Origin of the sequence: Gluconacetobacter tumulisoli, from assembly GCF_014174155.1 — a bacterium.
GTDB lineage: Bacteria > Pseudomonadota > Alphaproteobacteria > Acetobacterales > Acetobacteraceae > Gluconacetobacter > Gluconacetobacter tumulisoli.
Genome location: NZ_JABEQM010000011.1, coordinates 87299 through 104046, shown reverse-complemented (window position 1 = coordinate 104046; position 16748 = coordinate 87299). Strand labels below are relative to the sequence as shown.

Genomic DNA, 16748 nt, shown 5'->3' with positions numbered 1-16748 from the left:
TTCCTTGGCCAGCGCCCCCTGTGGCGCACCAGCAGGCGTCTTGAGACAAGATGACGCAGTATAGGCAAGGCCGTTGTTTCATTTCAAAATGGCTTGCGTATCGGGCGTTTCACACCCGCCATCCTGCATGCGCGCAGCGTCCAGGGACAGGAAGAGGAGTTCGGATGTTCCATTCTAACCGGCGCGATTTTCTGCAGATGGGTGCCCTGTCCGCGGGCCTGCTCCCCGAGGCGATCCATCGCGCGATGGCTCTGCCTGCCCGCCGCCGTGCCGGCACGATCGAAGATGTGAAGCACGTCGTCGTCTTCATGCAGGAAAATCGATCCTTCGATCATTATTTCGGCCACATGTCCGGCGTGCGCGGTGTGAATGACCGCTTCCCCGTGCTGCGTGCCGATGGCGTGCCGCTCTGGCGTCAGCCCCGGGCGCACGACGGCGGGGGAGAGATCATGCCCTTCCGCCTGAACACGAAAAGCAGCGGCGCGGAATGCGTGATGGATTTGAATCACAGCTGGGAACCCACGCATGCCGCGATCAATGCCGGTCGAAACGACCAATGGCCGAAGCATAAGACCGACATGACGATGGGATATTACACGCGTGAGGATCTGCCCTTCCACTACGCCCTCGCCGACGCGTTCACGGTATGCGACCATTATTTCTGTTCCACCCCGTGCCAGACCCATCCCAACCGGTTCTACCTGATGACGGGAATGGTCGATCCCACCGGTGCGGGCGGGGGGCCGATCCTGGACAATATCGACTGGGCGGATCGCCAGTTCTACAAGACGGTGCCGCCTCCGTTCACCTGGACCACCTTTCCCGAGCGGCTGGAAAAGGCCGGCGTCTCCTGGCAGATCTATCAGGAGGGATTGGAGGTGACAGACCTGCTCAACGGCAATTTCGGCACCAATGTCCTGATGAATTTCAGGAATTTCGTGACCGCCCCGGAAGGGTCGTCCCTCCATCGTCGCGCGATGGTCAAGCGGACGCTGGACGACCTGAAAGCCGACGTGATGCAGGACAGGCTGCCCAGCGTATCGTGGCTGCTGCCGCCGGCGGCGTTTTCGGAACATCCGCGCTGGAGCCCCGGCTACGGCGCGGTCTATATCTCGCGCGTGCTGGATGCCCTGACGTCGAATCCCGATGTATGGGCGCAGACCGTATTCCTGGTCATGTATGACGAAAACGATGGCTATTTCGATCATGTGCCGCCGCCGCAGCCGCCCACGCCGGCCCTTCCCGGCAAGAGCACCGTTAGTACGGCGGGGGAAATTCACGACCGCCTGCCGGACTTGAACATCAAGCGCTACACGGTGGACAATTTGCCGTACGGGCTGGGGCCGCGCGTGCCGATGGTGGCGATTTCACCCTGGAGCACGGGCGGATATGTCTGTTCGGAGGTATTCGATCATACATCGGTGATCCGGTTCATCGAACGGCGTTTCGGCGTGCATGAACCGAACATCACGCCCTGGCGGCGTGCGATCTGCGGCGACCTGACCTCGGCATTCGATTTCTCGTTGCCGGTGCATGGGCGCGTGGGCCTGCCCGACACGTCGGGCTATCGCGCGGCGGTGGATGCGTCGTGCCGCCTGCGCGACCCGGCCGTTCCCGCGACCAGCCAGTCCGCCGATATCGGTCGGCAGGAAGAGGGCACGCGCCCGGCGCGTCCGTTACCCTACGATCTGGCGGTCGAGGAGACGACGGACGCCGACGGCGCGCTGACGCTGCGCTTCGTCAATACAGGCCGGGCGGCGGCATGCCTGTATGTCTATCGCGAACTGTCGGACGAGACGCCGCGCCGTTACACCGTCGAGGCCGGAAAGAGCCTGGCGGACGTCTGGCTGCCGGCCGGCGATGCGCCCTTGATGCTGACCGTCATGGGACCGAACGGTTTCATCCGTCGCTATCATCGGACGGGCGCGCCCGATGTCGGCGTGCCAGGCGTGGTCGCCTCGGTCCGGCATGATGGCGCGCATGATGCGCTGGTTCTGACGTTGAAACCCGCCGCAGGCGCCGCGCATGTCGTGGTGCGGGACAACGCCTATGGGCGGGCGGAGATGGCGATCGACGTGCCGGCGGACCAGGCCGTGGAACGTCGGATCGTGCTGTCGGCCAGCGGGAACTGGTACGATTTCACGCTCCTGGCCGATGGCGGCCGCAATACGGTGCGTTTTGCCGGCCACGTCGAAAATGGACGCGCCGGCACGACGGATCCGGCCATGGGGGCGCCGATGCTGGAGCCGCCGTTGCGGGGGGTATAGCCCGCCCTGGGGGGATCCTTGAGCATAAGTGGCTGACGCCGCCGTCGTTTTCCCGCGCCTCCGCTCCGGATCCATGTTCGCCCGATTCAGGCGATCGTCGTAACCGGGACATGGTGGACCGGAAAATTCACCGAGCGCGCGATGAAGCAGGCGTCGTGCGCCGTGCGATGCAGCGCCTCGGCCGCCGCGATGTCCGAACCGGCGGCCAGCGTGACGCGCGGGCGCAGGGTGACGGTGGTGAATTGCCCGGCGCCGTCCGCCTGCTCGACCATCGTGCCTTCGGCTGAATCCTCATAGGCCGTGACGACGATCCCGGCCTGCGCGCACAGGCCGAGGTACCAAAGCTGATGACACGCCGCCAGCGCGGCCAGCAGCAGTTCCTCGGGGTTCCAGCGGGCCGGATCGCCGCGAAAGGCCGGATCGGACGATCCGTCGATCGGCGGCTTGCCCGGGGCGTCGATGCGGTGGGATCGGTCGTATGACCGATAGGACGATGTACCGTCGCCTCGATTGCCCGTCCAGGTCAGGGTGACGGCGTAGCGGTGGGTCCTGTCCATCAGGCCGGTTCCGGGACCGGGGGCAGGGAAGACGGCGGTCCGGGGACGCGGCAGACGACATGCAGCTTGTTCCCGTCGGGATCGCGCATGTAGGCGCCGAAATAATGCGGGCCGTACTGCGGGCGCGGGCCGGGGGCGCCCTCGTCCGTGCCCCCATGGGACATGGCGGCGTCATGGGCAGCCTGTACGGCGGCATGGCTGGGCGCGGCGAAGGCGCACATCCAGCCATTGCCGGGCGCGGGCGGCTGGCCGTCGAAGGGGCTGCCGATGAAGAACGTGCCGTCTTCCTCCTGCCCGTCCGGCTTGCGCCACCCGACGAAGCGTCCGTCCTCGGCCGTCCAGGACCGGACGATGCCCAGCGGGGCCAGGACGGCGTCGTAGAACGTCGCCGCGCGGCCGACGTCGCGGACGCCGACGGTAACATGGCTGAACATCAATGACGTTTCCTTCCTGCCGGTTGTCGCGTTCCGCGTTTCAGGGCCTGGACGGCCTACCGGACCGATACCTGGAAATCGGTCGTCCAGGACCTGCCCCGGGCCGCGATGATCAAAAGCGTGAAATGATCCGCCCCCACATAATCCGTCGCGGGCAGATAGGTCGCCGTGATGCCACCCTGGGGTTGCATGTTGCAGGCATGACGGTCCTCTCCGACCGGATAGTTCGGATAGAAGGCGCCCCGCCGGATCGTGACCGTCCCATGATCGGGCGGGGTCAGCAGGCGCACGGTGACATAATCGGCGACCGAGCAATCGGGATTCAGGACGAACCAGTTGTTGATCACCGTGGCCCGGTTCGCGGCGACGATGAAAGGCCGCACATAATGGGCGTCGTTTGCAGGCGCATGGCTGCTGGCGATCACGGTGCGCGGGTAGGGCGCGCAGCCGCCCGGCAGAAGGGCGGCGGTGGCAAGGGCGGCCAGGATGGGCTTCATACCGGATCTCCGCTGCGGTCGCCGCCAGTCTGTCACATTGTTGCGGATTCGTCGGGGGTGACATGAGTGGACCTATCGGCCGTGTCGGCTGCTCCACCGAAGGGGCGGCGCTCTGCTACCGGACCGTCTGTATCAAGGGCGCCGCGCGGATGGACCCGCACGGGCATCCCGAACTGTCCATGCATACCCATTCCCTGGCCGATTATGTCGCCTGTCCCGACTACGGGGGCCTGGCCGGTGTGGTGCGCTGATGCTGTCGTCGGCGCGCAAGCTTGCGGCGGGTGTCCTGATCTGCCCCGGCGCCACGATCCATCAGGCGATGGACCGCGTCCTGCCGCATTCCCCGCCGCCTGCGGTCGTCGGGGGACTGGAAATCGCGCGGCCGGATGCGGTCGAACGGGACGATATCGACCGCATCATCATGTCGGAACTGGTGCGTGGCGTCATCCGCGTCGATGCCGCCACCCGGGGTCAGGCTACGCCCGCGCGGGCCAGTTCGTACAGGGCGACGGCGGCGGCATTGGAAACGTTCAGGCTTTCCATGTCGCCCGGCATGGCCAATCCCGAGATTTCATCGCAATGTTCGCGCGTCAGGCGGCGCAGCCCGTCGCCCTCGGCTCCCAGGACCAGCGCCACGCGACGCTTGCCGAACGTCGTGCCGTCCAGCACACCGCCGCCGGCATCCAGCCCGACAACCCAGAACCCCCGGTCCTTCAGCGCATCCAGTGTCCGCGCCAGATTCACCACCCGCAGCAAGGGCACGATTTCCAGCGCGCCGGATGCGGCCTTGGCCAGCGCCCCGGTTTCGTCCGGTGCGTTGCGTTCCATCACCACCACGGCGGCGGCACGGAAGGCGGCGGCCGATCGCAGGATGGCACCGACATTGCGCGGATCGGTCACCTGATCCAGCAGCAGCACCGGCCCCGGCCGGTCGACGACATCATCGACCGACAGGGACGGCAGCGCGTCGGTCAGGATGGCGATGCCCTGATGCACGGCATCGCGCCCGCACAGGGATTCCAGCCGGCTGCGGTCGGTACGATGCGGCTGCATCGGCAGCGGTGCCCCCAGACGCTGGCGCAGGGCGGCCTCGCCCTCCTCGGTCGTCAGGATCTGCCGGATGCGCCGCTCGGGATTGGCCAGCGCCGCCAGCGCCGGGTGCAGCCCATACAGCCAGTAGGTCCCGCGCGGCGGCGTGCCACGGGGCGCCGCTCCTCCCCGCTGCCGCGAGGGGCGGGCAGTGTCGGAAGGGGCTTGCGCATCCGTCCGTCCGGACGGGCGCTGGGCGGCTTGGGCGTCCGGACGACGCGGCGGGCGATTGCGCATGGCCTCGATATAGGCCGAACCGCGCCGTCCGTCACGCCATCGTGCGCAGAGGCGGACAAGGGCATTGACACGTCGTCCGGATGGTCCTAACCACCCTGTCACACGGAGGGATGCCCGAGTGGCTAAAGGGGGCGGACTGTAAATCCGCTGGCGTACGCCTACGTTGGTTCGAATCCAACTCCCTCCACCAAAATCCATATAAATCAGCATCATAGCGTCTCAAAAGGTTTGGTTTTTTACCCCTTTTGCGCCATTCTCCAGTATATTTGTTCTCGTTTTGTGCAATTCAGCGTCGCCGTCTCGATCAAGCCTGCGGGATGTACTCCTCGCGGTCGGGCAATATACGGTGTTCGATCCAACCTCCCGGATTGTATTGACGTTCCTTCCCGCGACAGCAAGGCACGCGGGTCGTCGAAGCGGCATACGGGGCCCGGTGGTGAAGGAACGACGTGTCCTCTATCCGCTGACGGGGATCGTCACGATCGTGCTGGGGCCCTTGCTGGTCTTCGACAGTTCCAGAAGAATCTGCAGCATCGTAAAGGCCAGCTTGCTGTCGAAATCGTTGTCGGCGATCCAGTAATATTTGTGATTGTAGGTGGTCCAGGAAAAGACGGACAGCGGTCGCTCCCTGGTGACATGGATGACGACGATGGGTTTCGTTTCCCGGCCGATCAGCTTGATCCTGGGGCGTGTGCGGCCAGAGGTGATGTCTTCCTGCGGCACGTCGATCTGGTAGGCGATCTGCCCCAGAACGCCCAGTATCGTGCGGGTCAGCAGCCTGATCTGGCCCCGGCGCGGCCGCCCGCCGCCATAGACGACCTCCACGCGTTCGTCGTTCTGGGCCATGCCCAGAATATGGCGCACTTCATGGACCACCTGCGCCAGGGATGGATCGTCCGTCGAGGCGATCGACAGGAAGACGCGATCGGCCGTCGGATCCTTGCCTGTCGCGTCCGGGCCGCGCTCCAGCTGGATACCCAGCAGGCCGGCCACTTGCAGAAGCCGCAGGTCATGGATCAGGTCGAAAAAGACCGGAGAGCCCCGCCCGACATCGCTGCCGAGCGCACCCGCATTGTTGATCAGGTTGATGGATTGCACGGCAAGCCGGAACAGAACGTCAATCGGCAGGCCGCCCATGGCCAGGGGCAGCAGATTGCCCGGCGGCAGGGGACGCAAGAAGCTCTGGGCGTACGCATCGCCGGTAACCGGCTGAAAGGTGAAGGTGGGGCTTTCCTGAAGCTGGACGCCCGCGCCGCCATAGGGCCGGCTGGCCAGGGAGTAGGTTCCGATCCCGACCGACAGGTTGCGCTGAAGCTGATAGCCCGAGATCAATTGTGTGGTGTCGAGGAACCCCGGCGTGTCCGCATAGCGCAGGCGGACGACGTTCAACAGCGTCTGCTGCTTGCCCGAACTGGTCAATGCCCGCGAATAGTCGCTCTGATCCTGGTCAAGCCGTGTGGGCCCGATTGGATTGCACCCTCCCAGAACAAATAACAACGGCAACAGAAAAAGGTGGTGAAAATATCTGTTCATGATCGCGTGGGGCTGTTTTCGACGAAGCTACGCAATAGAGCCCCCACAGGGGAACACCAAGCTTATTTTAGGCTCCCTGGATGAAGGAAACGCGGGGACGAAGGAATAATTCAACGTAGGGAGCCCTTTTGAAAATGCGCGCTGCCGGCGATCCGACGGGTGTTTTCTGCGCTCGGTGGCGAGCGGCCCATAGGCCACGCCTCGCTTCGGTGCTCGGCAACACACACACCCGAGGCTTCCCTGCGTTCCGCTTTCCCGCAAGGGACCACATTTTCAAAAGAGTTCTGACATTTTCATTTTGTAATTATATCGTAATAAAGAGCGAGGCCTTGCATCGGGTCCTGGCGCGATGGTCCGGAACGGGGCCGCTGCGCGGTGGCATCGGCGTTCCTTCGCCGTGACACTTTATTACTTAATGTGTCAGAAAAAAAGTCTACATGGAGGGCTCGTCGCCGCTGCTCCAGTGTTCGGAAAAGAGAGTGCCGTGAAAAAATGTCTTTCTGCCGTTGTCCTGCTTCTGGTTGGCTCGCTTCTGGGCTTTGGGCTGGGGGTGCTGGCGGGCGATCCGGTTCCGGACGACGCGGCAGGTCCGAAAAATGCCTATGACCGGGCGTGATTGGTTGCCGGCGCAGGCGGTTGTCCGTACCGTTCTGCTGCGATACGTGCGGGGATAGCGGAACCGGTCCGTGAAAGCTGGGAACGACCATGGTTGTCCCGGCACGCACGTCAAAAAAACGCCCGCACTGATGCGCGGGCGCTGAAAGCAGCATGTAGCGAAGAAATTTTCGATTATTGCCCCGCAGGGTTATCCCGGCGATGCTTACAGCGCGCCGATCGCATGGCTGGCGCGGGGACGTGGCATGGTCCCCAGCGGCAGGATGGCATGGCCGAACTGGAATTCCAGGATTTCGGCCATCGCAACATAGATGGCCGAAAAACCGCAGAATATGCCTTCATATCCCGCAATCACCGTCAGGGCCGGATTGCCGGACCGCTCGGCCGCCGCCAGCAGCATGAACAGGATGACCAGCGAGCCGAACACGACCTGCAATGCGCGGGAAGCCGACAACGTGCCTATAAAGAGGATCAACGTGAAGATCCCCCACATGAACAGGTACGCCGCCATCAGCGGCGGGGTCGAGGCCGGCATGAGCCCCACCTGCGGCAGGCAGACCAGAACGACCAGCGACAGCCAGAATGCGCCGTAAGAGGTAAAGGCCGTCAGGCCGAACGTATTGCCCTTGGGATACTCCAGCAGGCCGGCCAGGATCTGCGCCAGTCCGCCAAACACCAGTCCCATGGCCAGAATGGCCGATCCCATCGGAATCCATCCGGCATTATGCAGGTTCAGCAGGACCGTGGTGAGGCCGAAACCCATCAGGCCCAGCGGCCCGGGGTTTGCAAATTGGGAGGAAGTTCCTCGTGTCATTTCCACCATACCATGTCTCATTTGTGTCATATTATTTCCATGGTGCGTAAGAACGCCGATAGTAAAATCGGGCTTATGGACAGTTTTTTAATGGCGGCCTGCCTTCCATGTTCCGGGACGATGTAATGGATTGATGGCGGCGGACCGATCGGCGGTTACGGTCGCGACCGCATTCCCGGCACTGGTGCGGTATCGGCGATGGGTCCTAAACGAAAAATCGTCTGGCGGTTTCCGGCCCTGTCGTGCTCGTGATCGGTGTCGCACATGCAAGGATTCATGGAATGGGACTCTGCGGGTGAAACGGTGCAGGGTGTGCCGGATGTGCCGCTGATTGCGGCGGGTCTGGTCGTCGTGATCTCTTCGCGCTTCCGCGCGACGGATAGGAAATATTATTTTCGTGTCTGGAAAAATGGTGTGCCCACAGTCCGCCTCGTCGTTACGATTTTTCGTGATGGGCCATCAGGTCGATGTCGACCCCGACTTCCGGTGCGACCCATTGACCGGTCGGCCAGCGACCTGCCCGGCGCCGAAATCGGTCCGGATCGGCTGGACACGGCCCGCCATGTGGGCGGCGTTGCCGTCGATGGCCAGGGTAAAGGGCCGCGTCACGGGCTTGCCGATCCCGCGCAGCGTCAGCGTCCCGTCGACCGCGAACATGTCGCGGCCGGTGGCATGGATGGACGTGGTCTGGACACCGCGTCGGGAAATTGCGCAATATCGCACCGGTCCTTTCCGGGCCGGACGATGTCGCTCCGGGTGTTGCCGGTCGAGGCGCTGTCCATCGTGACGATGTGCCCCGTTTCCAGGTGATCCGGATCCAGCGCGATCTGGCCGACGAATTGCGAGAAATGGCCCGTGAACGGCGTGCCGGTCTGCATCGTCAGCGTGGCGAACGCCAAGGCCGACGGCGGGCAGGTGATCCGCCACGGCAGGCGCACGATGCCGGCCGGCAGGACGGTGATGCCGATCGATTTATGCAGTTGATACCGCTGGAAAACGCTTGCGGGCCAAAAGGGGCATGCGTCATGACCGGCCCGACGGCGAGGGCAGGGTGCCCAGCGCCATGATCCAGTGCAGGACCATGGCGACGGCGGCATGGCGGCCGGACGCGCCGGTCGGGCGACCGCGTCCGGCATCGGCTTAGTCCTGCTTTTCGAACGCGCCGGCGATGGTCAGGGTGACCTCGTCGCCGACCATCGGGACATAGGTCTTCACCCCGAAATCGCTGCGCCTGATGGTGACGGTGCCCTGGAAGCCGACCGTATAGGCCTTGTCCAGCGGGTTGACGCCCGCGCCGACGAAATGCGCGTGCAGCACGATCGGCTTCGTGACGCCATGCAGCGTGAGGGTACCCGCGATCGCGGCATCGCCGGCGCCGGCCGGCGTCACCTTCGTCGAGGTAAAGGTCGCGGTCGGGTATGTCGCGGCATCGAACCAGTCCGCGCCCTTCAGCTCGCCCGTCAGCTTGTCGCTGGTGGTGGCGATGCTGTTTACCGGTACGGTGACATCCAGCTTTGCGGCCGCGGGGTGTGCCGGATCAAGCTGCAACGTGCCCGTGATGCCGGAAAACATGCCCGAATAGCTGGTGAAACCGAAATGCAGCAGAGAGAAAATGATCTGTGTATGGGTGGTCTCGACCCTGTAGCTGCCGGCCTGCACGCTGCGTGATGCGGTGACGGCCTGGGCCCCGGGCAGCATCGCGACCAAGCCGACGGCGGCGACGGTGCCGCCCAGAAGGGTCTTTTTCATGTGAATGGTCTTTCCTATGGTAATGAAGACGGTCCGCCCGGGCGGGCCGGAAGGATGGTGTCAGCCGAAGCGGAAGCCCGACAACGCCTTGCCCATGACGATGTCGCTGTAGTCGCGTCGTCCGCGATCGGCGCCGGCCGCACCGGCGGCGAACATCAGCGGCAGAAGATGTTCCTCGCGCGGATGGCAGATCCGGGCGCCCGGCGCGCGCTCCCAATGCAGCAGGGCCTCGTCCCGTTCGGCTTCGGGTGCTTCGACCGCATCGGCCAGCCACCCGTCGAACATCCGCGAGATGGCATCGGATTCAGGGTTTCGGCCCATGAAGTGGCTCAGGTTATGGTACGTCATCCCGGTTGCCACGATCAGCACGTTCTGATCCCGCAGGGGGTGCAGCGCCGCCCCGATGCGCAGTTCGTCCGCGACGTTCATGTCGCTTTTCAATGACAATTCCACGATTGGGACGTCGGCCTTGTCGAAGGCCAGCATGAACGGGATGAACACGCCATGGTCGAATCCCCGTGTCGGATCGCCGGCGTTGGCGATCCCCGCCCTGTCGAGCAGGGACCGCACCTGCGCCGCCAGCGCCGGTGATCCGGGCGCCGGATAGCGCAGTTGATAGGTATGCGGCGGAAACCCGTGATAGTCGTAGATCAGCGCCGGTTGCGCGCCGGAGGTCACGGTCGGCACGACGGTTTCCCAATGGCCCGACATCACGAGGATCGCATCGGGTCGGCGGGGCAGCGTCGCCGCGATTCCGCGCAGATAGGCCGCCATGCGATCCCACGTGTCCGGCCAGTCCATGAAGAAGCACGGGCCGCCGCCATGCGGCAGGAACAGTACCGGTTGCCGGGCCATGTTGTCGGGGATGATGGATCGTATCGCCATGGCGCGTCTGCCTCCCTGCGGTTGGTGCCGTTGTCCCGGGGCGATATTGCTGCCTCACCCACGCTGCGATAATCCATCGATCTGGAAAGTCAGATGGCACCGTGAGTGTGAGATATGCTCGATCGCATTACCAGCATGCAGGTGTTCGTCCGGGTGGTGGCACAGGGCAGTTTTGCCGGGGCGGCCCGTACCTTGTCGCTGTCGCAGACGATGGTCACCAAACATGTCGCGGCGCTGGAGGCGCGGCTGGGCGTCCCGCTGCTCCATCGCAGCACCCGGCGGCTGTCCCTGACCGACGCCGGCCGTCTCTTTCTCGATGGCTGCCAGAGACTGCTGTCGGAACTGGAGGAAATGGAGCATGGCGTCGCGGCCGAGCGGCACGAGCCGCGCGGGCGGCTGCGCCTGAATGCGCCGGTATCCTTCGCCATTCGCCATGTCGCACCGCTGCTGCCCGAATTCAGTCGGCGCTACCCGCTGGTTTCCGTGGAACTGGGCCTGAACGACCGGACGGTCGATCTGATCGAGGAAGGCTGGGACCTGACCCTGCGCATCCGCAAGATGACGCCCAGCAGCCTGCGAATCCGCCGGCTGGCGCCGATCCGCTTCGTCGTGTGCGCCGCCCCGTCCTATCTCGCCCGTCACGGCACACCCCGGACGATCGCGGAGCTGGAGCATCATGCCTGCCTCGGCTACACGCTGAGCGAGACCGTAGGCGCCACCCGATGGAGCTTCGGGACGAAGGGCGACAGGACAATTCCGATCCGCGGGCCCCTGTCTGCCAATAATGGCGACGTGCTGCGTGAGGCGGCGGTTGCGGGGCAGGGGATCATCTACCAGCCGACCTTCATCGTGGCCGACGAATTGCGGTCGGGAAAGCTGCTGGCATTGAGCCTGGACGCACCGATGATGGAGGGGCCGGAACTGCATGCGGTCTACGCGCCGGCGGCGACCGTTCCGCTCAAGGTCAGGGCGATGATCGACCATCTGGTCGAATGCTACGGGCCGATACCGCCCTGGGACAGGATTCCGTGACGAGTTTAGAAATATTATGATAAAACATTCAAAGATCGGTTCCGGGGCTTTGCCGGCCGCCTGACGTGGGACGTCGTTTTTCAGGTGACGGATTCGCGCGCTTGATGAAGCCGGCGGGAAACCATTGCAGCGATCGGCCGTTCCGTAGTCGGTTACCGATCATCTGCTGCGTACCCGCTCAATGAACGCGGCGGCGTTGCCGGACACGCAGACGGATACGGAGCCCGAAGAGGCGTCAACTCGGTTGTCACCGAAACCCCTCTATTTTCCAATTTTTATTTATAAAGATATATTGTTATTTTAACATATAATACATACATTCCATATACGAGATGTTTTCCAATACAATTTTCGTTCTGTATTTGAGTGCCTTAATTTCGCCGATAAATTTTAATTAAAATAAATTTGACATAGATAAAATTATCGTGATCCTCTACGCCACGCCTCGAGGGGCATGAGGGAAGAGAATCCTTTGTAAATCATCGGATTATCGATGATGACCGGTTGCGGCCTGGCCGCGGCCCTGCAAGCTTTTGCTCAGGAGGTTTCAATGGCGAATGTACGCCGGAAAGGGTCAATGCTGAAAATGGCATTGGCGGGGTCCATGGTCCTGTGTGCGGGCGCGCAGGGCGCGCTTGCCCAGTCCGTATCAGTGCAAACGCGGGAGGCCGCGCGCGTCGCCCCCCGTCCGGGCATGATGCCCCAAGGCGCCACCCTCTTTCCCGGGCGTTCGCTATCGGGCGTGCCGGGTTTTCCGTTGCCCAGCACCCATACGCAGCAGGCCTATGATCCGGCTTCGGATTTCACGTCGCGCTGGACGCGCGCCGATGCGCTTCAGATCAAGGCCCATTCGGATACCACCGTCGCAGCCGGGCAGAATTCCATTCCGGCGCAGCTGACGATGCCGAGTATTCCGGCCGATTTTCCGCAGATCAATCCGGACGTCTGGGTATGGGATACGTGGACGCTGATCGACAAGCACGCCACCCAGTTCAGCTATAACGGCTGGGAGGTCATCTTCTGCCTGACGGCCGACCCCAATGCCGGCTATACCTTCGACGATCGTCATGTTCATGCCCGTATCGGCTATTTCTATCGCCGCGCGGGTATCCCGGCCAGCCAGCGGCCGGTCAATGGCGGCTGGACCTACGGCGGTCACCTCTTCGCCGACGGGGCCAGCGCGAAGGTTTTCGCCGGCACCACCTACACGCAACAGGCGGAATGGTCGGGTTCGACGCGCCTGCTCCATACCAACGGCAACAGGGTGTCGGTATTCTATACGGACCTGGCGTTCAATCGCGATGCCAACGCGAACAACATCACGCCGCCGGTAGCCGTCATCACCCAGACGATCGGCCTGATCCATGCCGATTTCAATCATGTCTGGTTCACCGGGTTCACGCGGCACACCCCGCTTCTGCAGCCGGACGGCGTGTATTACCAGACGGGGCAGCAGAACGAGTTCTACAGCTTCCGCGATCCGTTCACCTTCGAGGATCCGCAGCACCCCGGCGTGAACTACATGGTGTTCGAAGGCAATACCGGTGGTCCGCGCGGCGTCGCGAACTGCACCGAAGCGGACTTGGGTTATCAACCCAATGATCCGCATGCCGAAACGCTGCAGCAGGTGCTCGATTCCGGCGCCTACTACCAGAAGGCCAATATCGGTCTGGCGATCGCCGAGAACAGCTCCCTGTCGAAGTGGAAGTTCCTGCCGCCGCTGATTTCCGGAAACTGCGTCAATGACCAGACCGAACGGCCGCAGATGTATGTCCATAACGGGAAATATTACATCTTCACGATCAGCCACCGCACGACATTCGCGGCCGGCGTGGACGGCCCGGACGGGGTGTATGGGTTCGTCGGCAAGGGGATCCGCAGCGATTTCCAGCCCATGAACTATGGCAGCGGCCTGGTGATGGGAAATCCGACCGACCTGAACACGGCGGCCGGCACGGACTACGACCCCGATCCGCAGCAGAACCCGCGGGCGTTCCAGTCCTATTCGCATTACATCATGCCGGGTGGCCTGGTTGAGTCGTTTATCGACACGGTCGAGGGACGTCGGGGCGGAACGCTCTCCCCCACCGTCAAGCTGCATATTTCCGCGGCGGCGTCGGCCGTTGACCTGACATATGGCAATGGCGGTCTCGGCGGCTACGGTGACATCTCCGCCAATCGTCGGGTTGTGGATTTCCTTGCATTCCTTCAGGACCTGACCGGTCAGACCGGTCAGACCGGGCAGTCCGGCCTGCTGGCGCAGTCCGCGAGTGCGGACACCGCCAGCCCGCAGACGACGGCGCAGATCAACCAGTTCATCCGTCAGTAACGATGGGGTTCGACCAGCCTGCCCGCCGGCAGGCTGGTCCGCCGCTTTCGATTGCCGATTTCCTGTGATGTGGAACAAGGTAAGGATGGTGGGACGAGCGGTCGGACGACGTGCCGCCATGTGTCTTCGGGCCGGCCTGCTTGCGGCGGCCGTTCTGATGTACGCTCCGCTTGCGTCTTATGCGCAGGACGCGGCGACGCCACAATGGCGGCCCGCACTGCATTTCTCGCCCGCCCGGCACTGGGCGAACGATCCGAACGGCCCGTTCCTGCTTGACGGGATCTATCATTTGTTCTTCCAGTACAATCCCGACGGCATGGTATGGGGACATACGTCCTGGGGACATGCCACCAGCACCGACCTGGTCCATTGGACGGAACAGGCGGTCGCGATACCGGCCCGCCCGGGCGAGGACATCTTTTCAGGCACCGTCGTCCTCGACCGGGAAAACCGATCGGGCCTGGGCGCGGCCGGCGTTCCGCCCCTGCTCGCCTTCCATACCTCGGTCTTCTTCAACTCTCCGGCGCATCCCGACGGCACGCAGGCGCAGTCGATTTCCTACAGCGTCGATGGCGGGCGCACATGGCGTGCCTACGATCGCAATCCCGTCCTGACATTGCAGCCGGAATCGCGGCAGTTCCGCGATCCTTCGGTCTTCTGGTACCAGGACGGCCAGTGCTGGGTGATGGCGACGGTGGTCGGCGACGCCCAGGTCGTGAAGCTCTATCGCTCCACGGACCTGCTGCACTGGTCGTTCCTCAGCGATTTTCAGCCATCCGGCTATCGGAAGCCGGGCATGCTGTGGGAAATGCCGTTGCTGTTTCCCCTGCCGCTGGACGGGAATCCCCATGACATGAAATGGGTGATGATCGTCAGCGTGAACCCCTGGAGCATCGCCGGCGGCTCCGGCGTGGAATATTTCGTGGGACGGTTCGACGGCGTGACCTTCACGCCGGACGACCTGCCGCCGCCGGGGTCGGATCCGTCACGCTATCTCTGGCTGGATCACGGCGCGGACCAGTACGCGATGGCGCGTTTCGCCAATACCGGCGACGGTGCTCCTCTACTGATCGGATGGATGAGCAATTGGGATTATGCAGGCGATGTTCCGACATCGCCCTGGCGGGGGCAGATGACCCTGCCGGTGAACATCGCCCTGAAGACAGAGGAGGGACGGCCCGTCCTGGTTCAGGCGCCGCCCCGTTCGTATGACGACCTGCTCCGGAAAAGCGGTGTGCGCTCCTATGCGGATCACATTCTGAGGACCGATGGGCACCTGGTGGAACCCTTCGGCGGCGACGTGCTCGACATTCACCTGACGATCCGCAAGGGTAGCGCCAGGCGTGCCGGCATCGTGGTGCGCGGTTCGACGGATGGCAGGATCGGGACGTCCATCGGGTATGATTTCGTCGATCAGACCCTGACCCTGGATCGGGGGCATTCCGGAAATGTCGGCTTTTCGCCGCGGTTCAGCCTGGCGCATATCGCCCATCTGGCCACACCGGACGGCACACTGTCCCTCCATCTGGTCATCGATCGCGATTCTGTGGAGGTTTTCGCCAATGATGGCGTCCTGCGCATGACCGACCTCATCTTTCCGCCGGCCGGATGCGATCGGGTCTCGCTGTTTTCAGAAGGAGGAAGCGCGACGTTCGAGGCGGTGCGCGTTGCGGTCCCGGCGAAGTGACGGCCCTTTTGGAAAGCGCGCGCCGTCATCCCCGCGGGGGCGGGCTGAACAGCCGACGTGCCGAGGACAGGACCAGCATCTGGTAGGCTTCGTTCAGCGCGGCGGTATGGGAATGATAATATCCGATCGCCCGCATCGGATCGCCATGCGTTTCGTTCAGGTAGGTGCGCAGGACGGCCCCTGCGGCACTGATATTATAGCAGGGATTTTCCAGGAGGTTGCGATAGACGACCAGCGGGGGAACATTGGTGAATCTTGCAATCGGGAAGATCCAGCGCGTATTCACCTGCATGACGCCCAGATCGTCCGTGCCGTTCGTGTTATGGTGCACAAGGCCGTTTCGCCCGCTCTCCACCGCCTGGATCGACGGCAGGATGCGGGGCGGCAGGTGATAGATCGATGCGGCGAGAGCCATGCAGCCAAGATATGCGATTCCCATGGCGGGGCTCTGGCCTTTCCGTGATCGGCGTCTTCATGACGCGGTTGTGTGGCGCGATTTTTTTGGACATTATCACGGGGAATCGGGTTGAACATGCCGAAATCCAGACAGCTTTTGGTATCTGGCGCTTTTTCGGGCCGCCAGGGGCGGCGGCCCGGCGAGGCCGGCTTCACATTGCTCGAACTTCTGGTCGTGATCGCGATTCTCGGCCTGCTGATCGGCCTCGTCGCCCCGGCCGCGCTGCGGCAACTGGGGGGCGCCAGGAACTCGGTGGCGCGTCAGTCGATACAGCGGCTGGGCCAGGTTCTGGACCTCTACCGGCTCGATGCGGGAAATTATCCCAGCACGGAGGAGGGGCTGAAGGCGCTCGTCGAACGTCCCGCGGACGCGGAGAACTGGAACGGTCCGTATGTGAAGGAGGGCGGCGAGCCGCTGGATCCGTGGCATCACCCCTATCTGTATCGCAACCCGTCGGAACGTGCGGGGCATGAGTACGACCTGTGCTCGGCGGGGGCCAATGGCGGCAATGCCGCCAATGCCGCGACGCAGATCTGCAATCCCTGATGATCGCGTGACGGACGTGG

At 63.4% G+C, this 16748-nt stretch carries 18 protein-coding genes and 1 tRNA gene; 9 read left to right on the top strand and 10 right to left on the bottom strand.

The window, feature by feature from the left end; all coding sequences use genetic code 11:
* Positions 1-164: 164 nt before the first annotated feature.
* Positions 165-2267, top strand: coding sequence for a phosphocholine-specific phospholipase C (locus tag HLH28_RS13625; RefSeq protein WP_182960101.1), 2103 nt, complete (start codon positions 165-167; stop codon positions 2265-2267).
* A gap of 86 nt (positions 2268-2353) precedes the next feature.
* Here HLH28_RS13625 and HLH28_RS13620 read toward each other — a convergent pair whose 3' ends face one another.
* From HLH28_RS13620 to HLH28_RS13610, 3 genes are read right to left on the bottom strand one after another with little or no spacing between them, the layout of a single operon-like run.
* On the bottom strand, positions 2354-2824 hold the full coding sequence (locus HLH28_RS13620; RefSeq protein WP_220790092.1) for an OsmC family protein: 471 nt from the start codon (positions 2822-2824) through the stop codon (positions 2354-2356).
* A complete protein-coding gene (locus HLH28_RS13615; RefSeq protein ID WP_182960098.1) occupies positions 2824-3258 on the bottom strand; it encodes a VOC family protein in 435 nt (144 codons plus the stop codon). The genes HLH28_RS13620 and HLH28_RS13615 overlap by 1 nt, the downstream gene beginning before the upstream one ends.
* A gap of 56 nt (positions 3259-3314) precedes the next feature.
* Positions 3315-3755 (bottom strand): Ig-like domain-containing protein, encoded by a 441-nt coding sequence (locus HLH28_RS13610; RefSeq protein WP_182960096.1) that lies wholly within the window; start codon positions 3753-3755, stop codon positions 3315-3317.
* A 62-nt stretch (positions 3756-3817) separates the two neighbouring features.
* Between HLH28_RS13610 and HLH28_RS13605 the strand changes: the two genes are divergently transcribed.
* On the top strand, positions 3818-4006 hold the full coding sequence (locus tag HLH28_RS13605) for a hypothetical protein (protein ID WP_182960094.1): 189 nt from the start codon (positions 3818-3820) through the stop codon (positions 4004-4006).
* A 220-nt stretch (positions 4007-4226) separates the two neighbouring features.
* Here the strand turns inward: HLH28_RS13605 and HLH28_RS13600 are convergent, their stop codons facing one another.
* Positions 4227-5081, bottom strand: a complete 855-nt coding sequence (locus tag HLH28_RS13600) for a TrmH family RNA methyltransferase (RefSeq protein ID WP_182960091.1) — start codon at positions 5079-5081, stop codon at positions 4227-4229.
* A 104-nt stretch (positions 5082-5185) separates the two neighbouring features.
* Here HLH28_RS13600 and HLH28_RS13595 point away from each other — a divergent pair.
* Positions 5186-5271 (top strand) — tRNA-Tyr (locus tag HLH28_RS13595).
* A gap of 266 nt (positions 5272-5537) precedes the next feature.
* Here HLH28_RS13595 and HLH28_RS13590 read toward each other — a convergent pair.
* Positions 5538-6500 (bottom strand): hypothetical protein, encoded by a 963-nt coding sequence (locus tag HLH28_RS13590; RefSeq protein ID WP_246396175.1) that lies wholly within the window; start codon positions 6498-6500, stop codon positions 5538-5540.
* A 511-nt stretch (positions 6501-7011) separates the two neighbouring features.
* Between HLH28_RS13590 and HLH28_RS13585 the strand changes: the two genes are divergently transcribed.
* Positions 7012-7230 (top strand): hypothetical protein, encoded by a 219-nt coding sequence (locus tag HLH28_RS13585; protein ID WP_182960087.1) that lies wholly within the window; start codon positions 7012-7014, stop codon positions 7228-7230.
* A 204-nt stretch (positions 7231-7434) separates the two neighbouring features.
* Here HLH28_RS13585 and HLH28_RS13580 read toward each other — a convergent pair whose 3' ends face one another.
* Positions 7435-8052, bottom strand: coding sequence for an acetate uptake transporter (locus HLH28_RS13580; protein ID WP_182960170.1), 618 nt, complete (start codon positions 8050-8052; stop codon positions 7435-7437).
* A 450-nt stretch (positions 8053-8502) separates the two neighbouring features.
* Positions 8503-8766, bottom strand: coding sequence for a YceI family protein (locus HLH28_RS13575; protein ID WP_182960085.1), 264 nt, complete (start codon positions 8764-8766; stop codon positions 8503-8505).
* A gap of 132 nt (positions 8767-8898) precedes the next feature.
* Between HLH28_RS13575 and HLH28_RS18285 the strand changes: the two genes are divergently transcribed.
* Positions 8899-9027 (top strand): hypothetical protein, encoded by a 129-nt coding sequence (locus HLH28_RS18285; protein WP_275943734.1) that lies wholly within the window; start codon positions 8899-8901, stop codon positions 9025-9027.
* A gap of 156 nt (positions 9028-9183) precedes the next feature.
* On the opposite strand, the gene HLH28_RS13570 is transcribed toward HLH28_RS18285, so the two are convergent.
* Positions 9184-9792: a YceI family protein gene (locus HLH28_RS13570; RefSeq protein ID WP_182960083.1), complete on the bottom strand. Its 609-nt coding sequence runs from the start codon at positions 9790-9792 to the stop codon at positions 9184-9186.
* A gap of 60 nt (positions 9793-9852) precedes the next feature.
* A complete protein-coding gene (locus HLH28_RS13565) occupies positions 9853-10677 on the bottom strand; it encodes a DODA-type extradiol aromatic ring-opening family dioxygenase (protein ID WP_182960081.1) in 825 nt (274 codons plus the stop codon).
* A gap of 114 nt (positions 10678-10791) precedes the next feature.
* On the opposite strand from HLH28_RS13565, the gene HLH28_RS13560 reads away from it, so the two are divergent.
* The 3 genes from HLH28_RS13560 (at position 10792) to HLH28_RS13550 (ending at position 15725) form a co-directional block, all read left to right on the top strand.
* A complete protein-coding gene (locus tag HLH28_RS13560) occupies positions 10792-11709 on the top strand; it encodes a LysR family transcriptional regulator (RefSeq protein ID WP_182960079.1) in 918 nt (305 codons plus the stop codon).
* 550 nt (positions 11710-12259) lie between these two features.
* Positions 12260-14038, top strand: a complete 1779-nt coding sequence (locus HLH28_RS13555) for a glycoside hydrolase family 68 protein (RefSeq protein ID WP_182960077.1) — start codon at positions 12260-12262, stop codon at positions 14036-14038.
* 118 nt (positions 14039-14156) lie between these two features.
* Positions 14157-15725, top strand: coding sequence for a glycoside hydrolase family 32 protein (locus HLH28_RS13550; RefSeq protein WP_246396171.1), 1569 nt, complete (start codon positions 14157-14159; stop codon positions 15723-15725).
* A 25-nt stretch (positions 15726-15750) separates the two neighbouring features.
* On the opposite strand, the gene HLH28_RS13545 is transcribed toward HLH28_RS13550, so the two are convergent.
* A complete protein-coding gene (locus HLH28_RS13545; RefSeq protein ID WP_338029741.1) occupies positions 15751-16140 on the bottom strand; it encodes a lytic transglycosylase domain-containing protein in 390 nt (129 codons plus the stop codon).
* Between the two features lie 117 nt (positions 16141-16257).
* Between HLH28_RS13545 and gspG the strand changes: the two genes are divergently transcribed.
* Entirely contained in the window at positions 16258-16728 is a 471-nt protein-coding gene (gspG, locus tag HLH28_RS13540; RefSeq protein WP_182960071.1) for a type II secretion system major pseudopilin GspG, read from the top strand.
* Positions 16729-16748 lie beyond the last annotated feature (20 nt).

What these genes read in the sequence shown, in the direction of transcription:
- HLH28_RS13625 (WP_182960101.1), top strand. Translation starts at nt 165, where the DNA reads ATGTTCCATTCTAACCGGCGCGATTTTCTGCAGATGGGTGCCCTGTCC.
- HLH28_RS13620 (WP_220790092.1), bottom strand. Translation starts at nt 2,824, where the DNA reads ATGGACAGGACCCACCGCTACGCCGTCACCCTGACCTGGACGGGCAAT.
- HLH28_RS13615 (WP_182960098.1), bottom strand. Translation starts at nt 3,258, where the DNA reads ATGTTCAGCCATGTTACCGTCGGCGTCCGCGACGTCGGCCGCGCGGCG.
- HLH28_RS13610 (WP_182960096.1), bottom strand. Translation starts at nt 3,755, where the DNA reads ATGAAGCCCATCCTGGCCGCCCTTGCCACCGCCGCCCTTCTGCCGGGC.
- HLH28_RS13605 (WP_182960094.1), top strand. Translation starts at nt 3,818, where the DNA reads ATGAGTGGACCTATCGGCCGTGTCGGCTGCTCCACCGAAGGGGCGGCG.
- HLH28_RS13600 (WP_182960091.1), bottom strand. Translation starts at nt 5,081, where the DNA reads ATGCGCAATCGCCCGCCGCGTCGTCCGGACGCCCAAGCCGCCCAGCGC.
- HLH28_RS13580 (WP_182960170.1), bottom strand. Translation starts at nt 8,052, where the DNA reads ATGGTGGAAATGACACGAGGAACTTCCTCCCAATTTGCAAACCCCGGG.
- HLH28_RS13570 (WP_182960083.1), bottom strand. Translation starts at nt 9,792, where the DNA reads ATGAAAAAGACCCTTCTGGGCGGCACCGTCGCCGCCGTCGGCTTGGTC.
- HLH28_RS13565 (WP_182960081.1), bottom strand. Translation starts at nt 10,677, where the DNA reads ATGGCGATACGATCCATCATCCCCGACAACATGGCCCGGCAACCGGTA.
- HLH28_RS13560 (WP_182960079.1), top strand. Translation starts at nt 10,792, where the DNA reads ATGCTCGATCGCATTACCAGCATGCAGGTGTTCGTCCGGGTGGTGGCA.
- HLH28_RS13555 (WP_182960077.1), top strand. Translation starts at nt 12,260, where the DNA reads ATGGCGAATGTACGCCGGAAAGGGTCAATGCTGAAAATGGCATTGGCG.
- HLH28_RS13550 (WP_246396171.1), top strand. Translation starts at nt 14,157, where the DNA reads ATGTGTCTTCGGGCCGGCCTGCTTGCGGCGGCCGTTCTGATGTACGCT.
- HLH28_RS13545 (WP_338029741.1), bottom strand. Translation starts at nt 16,140, where the DNA reads ATGGCTCTCGCCGCATCGATCTATCACCTGCCGCCCCGCATCCTGCCG.
- gspG (WP_182960071.1), top strand. Translation starts at nt 16,258, where the DNA reads ATGCCGAAATCCAGACAGCTTTTGGTATCTGGCGCTTTTTCGGGCCGC.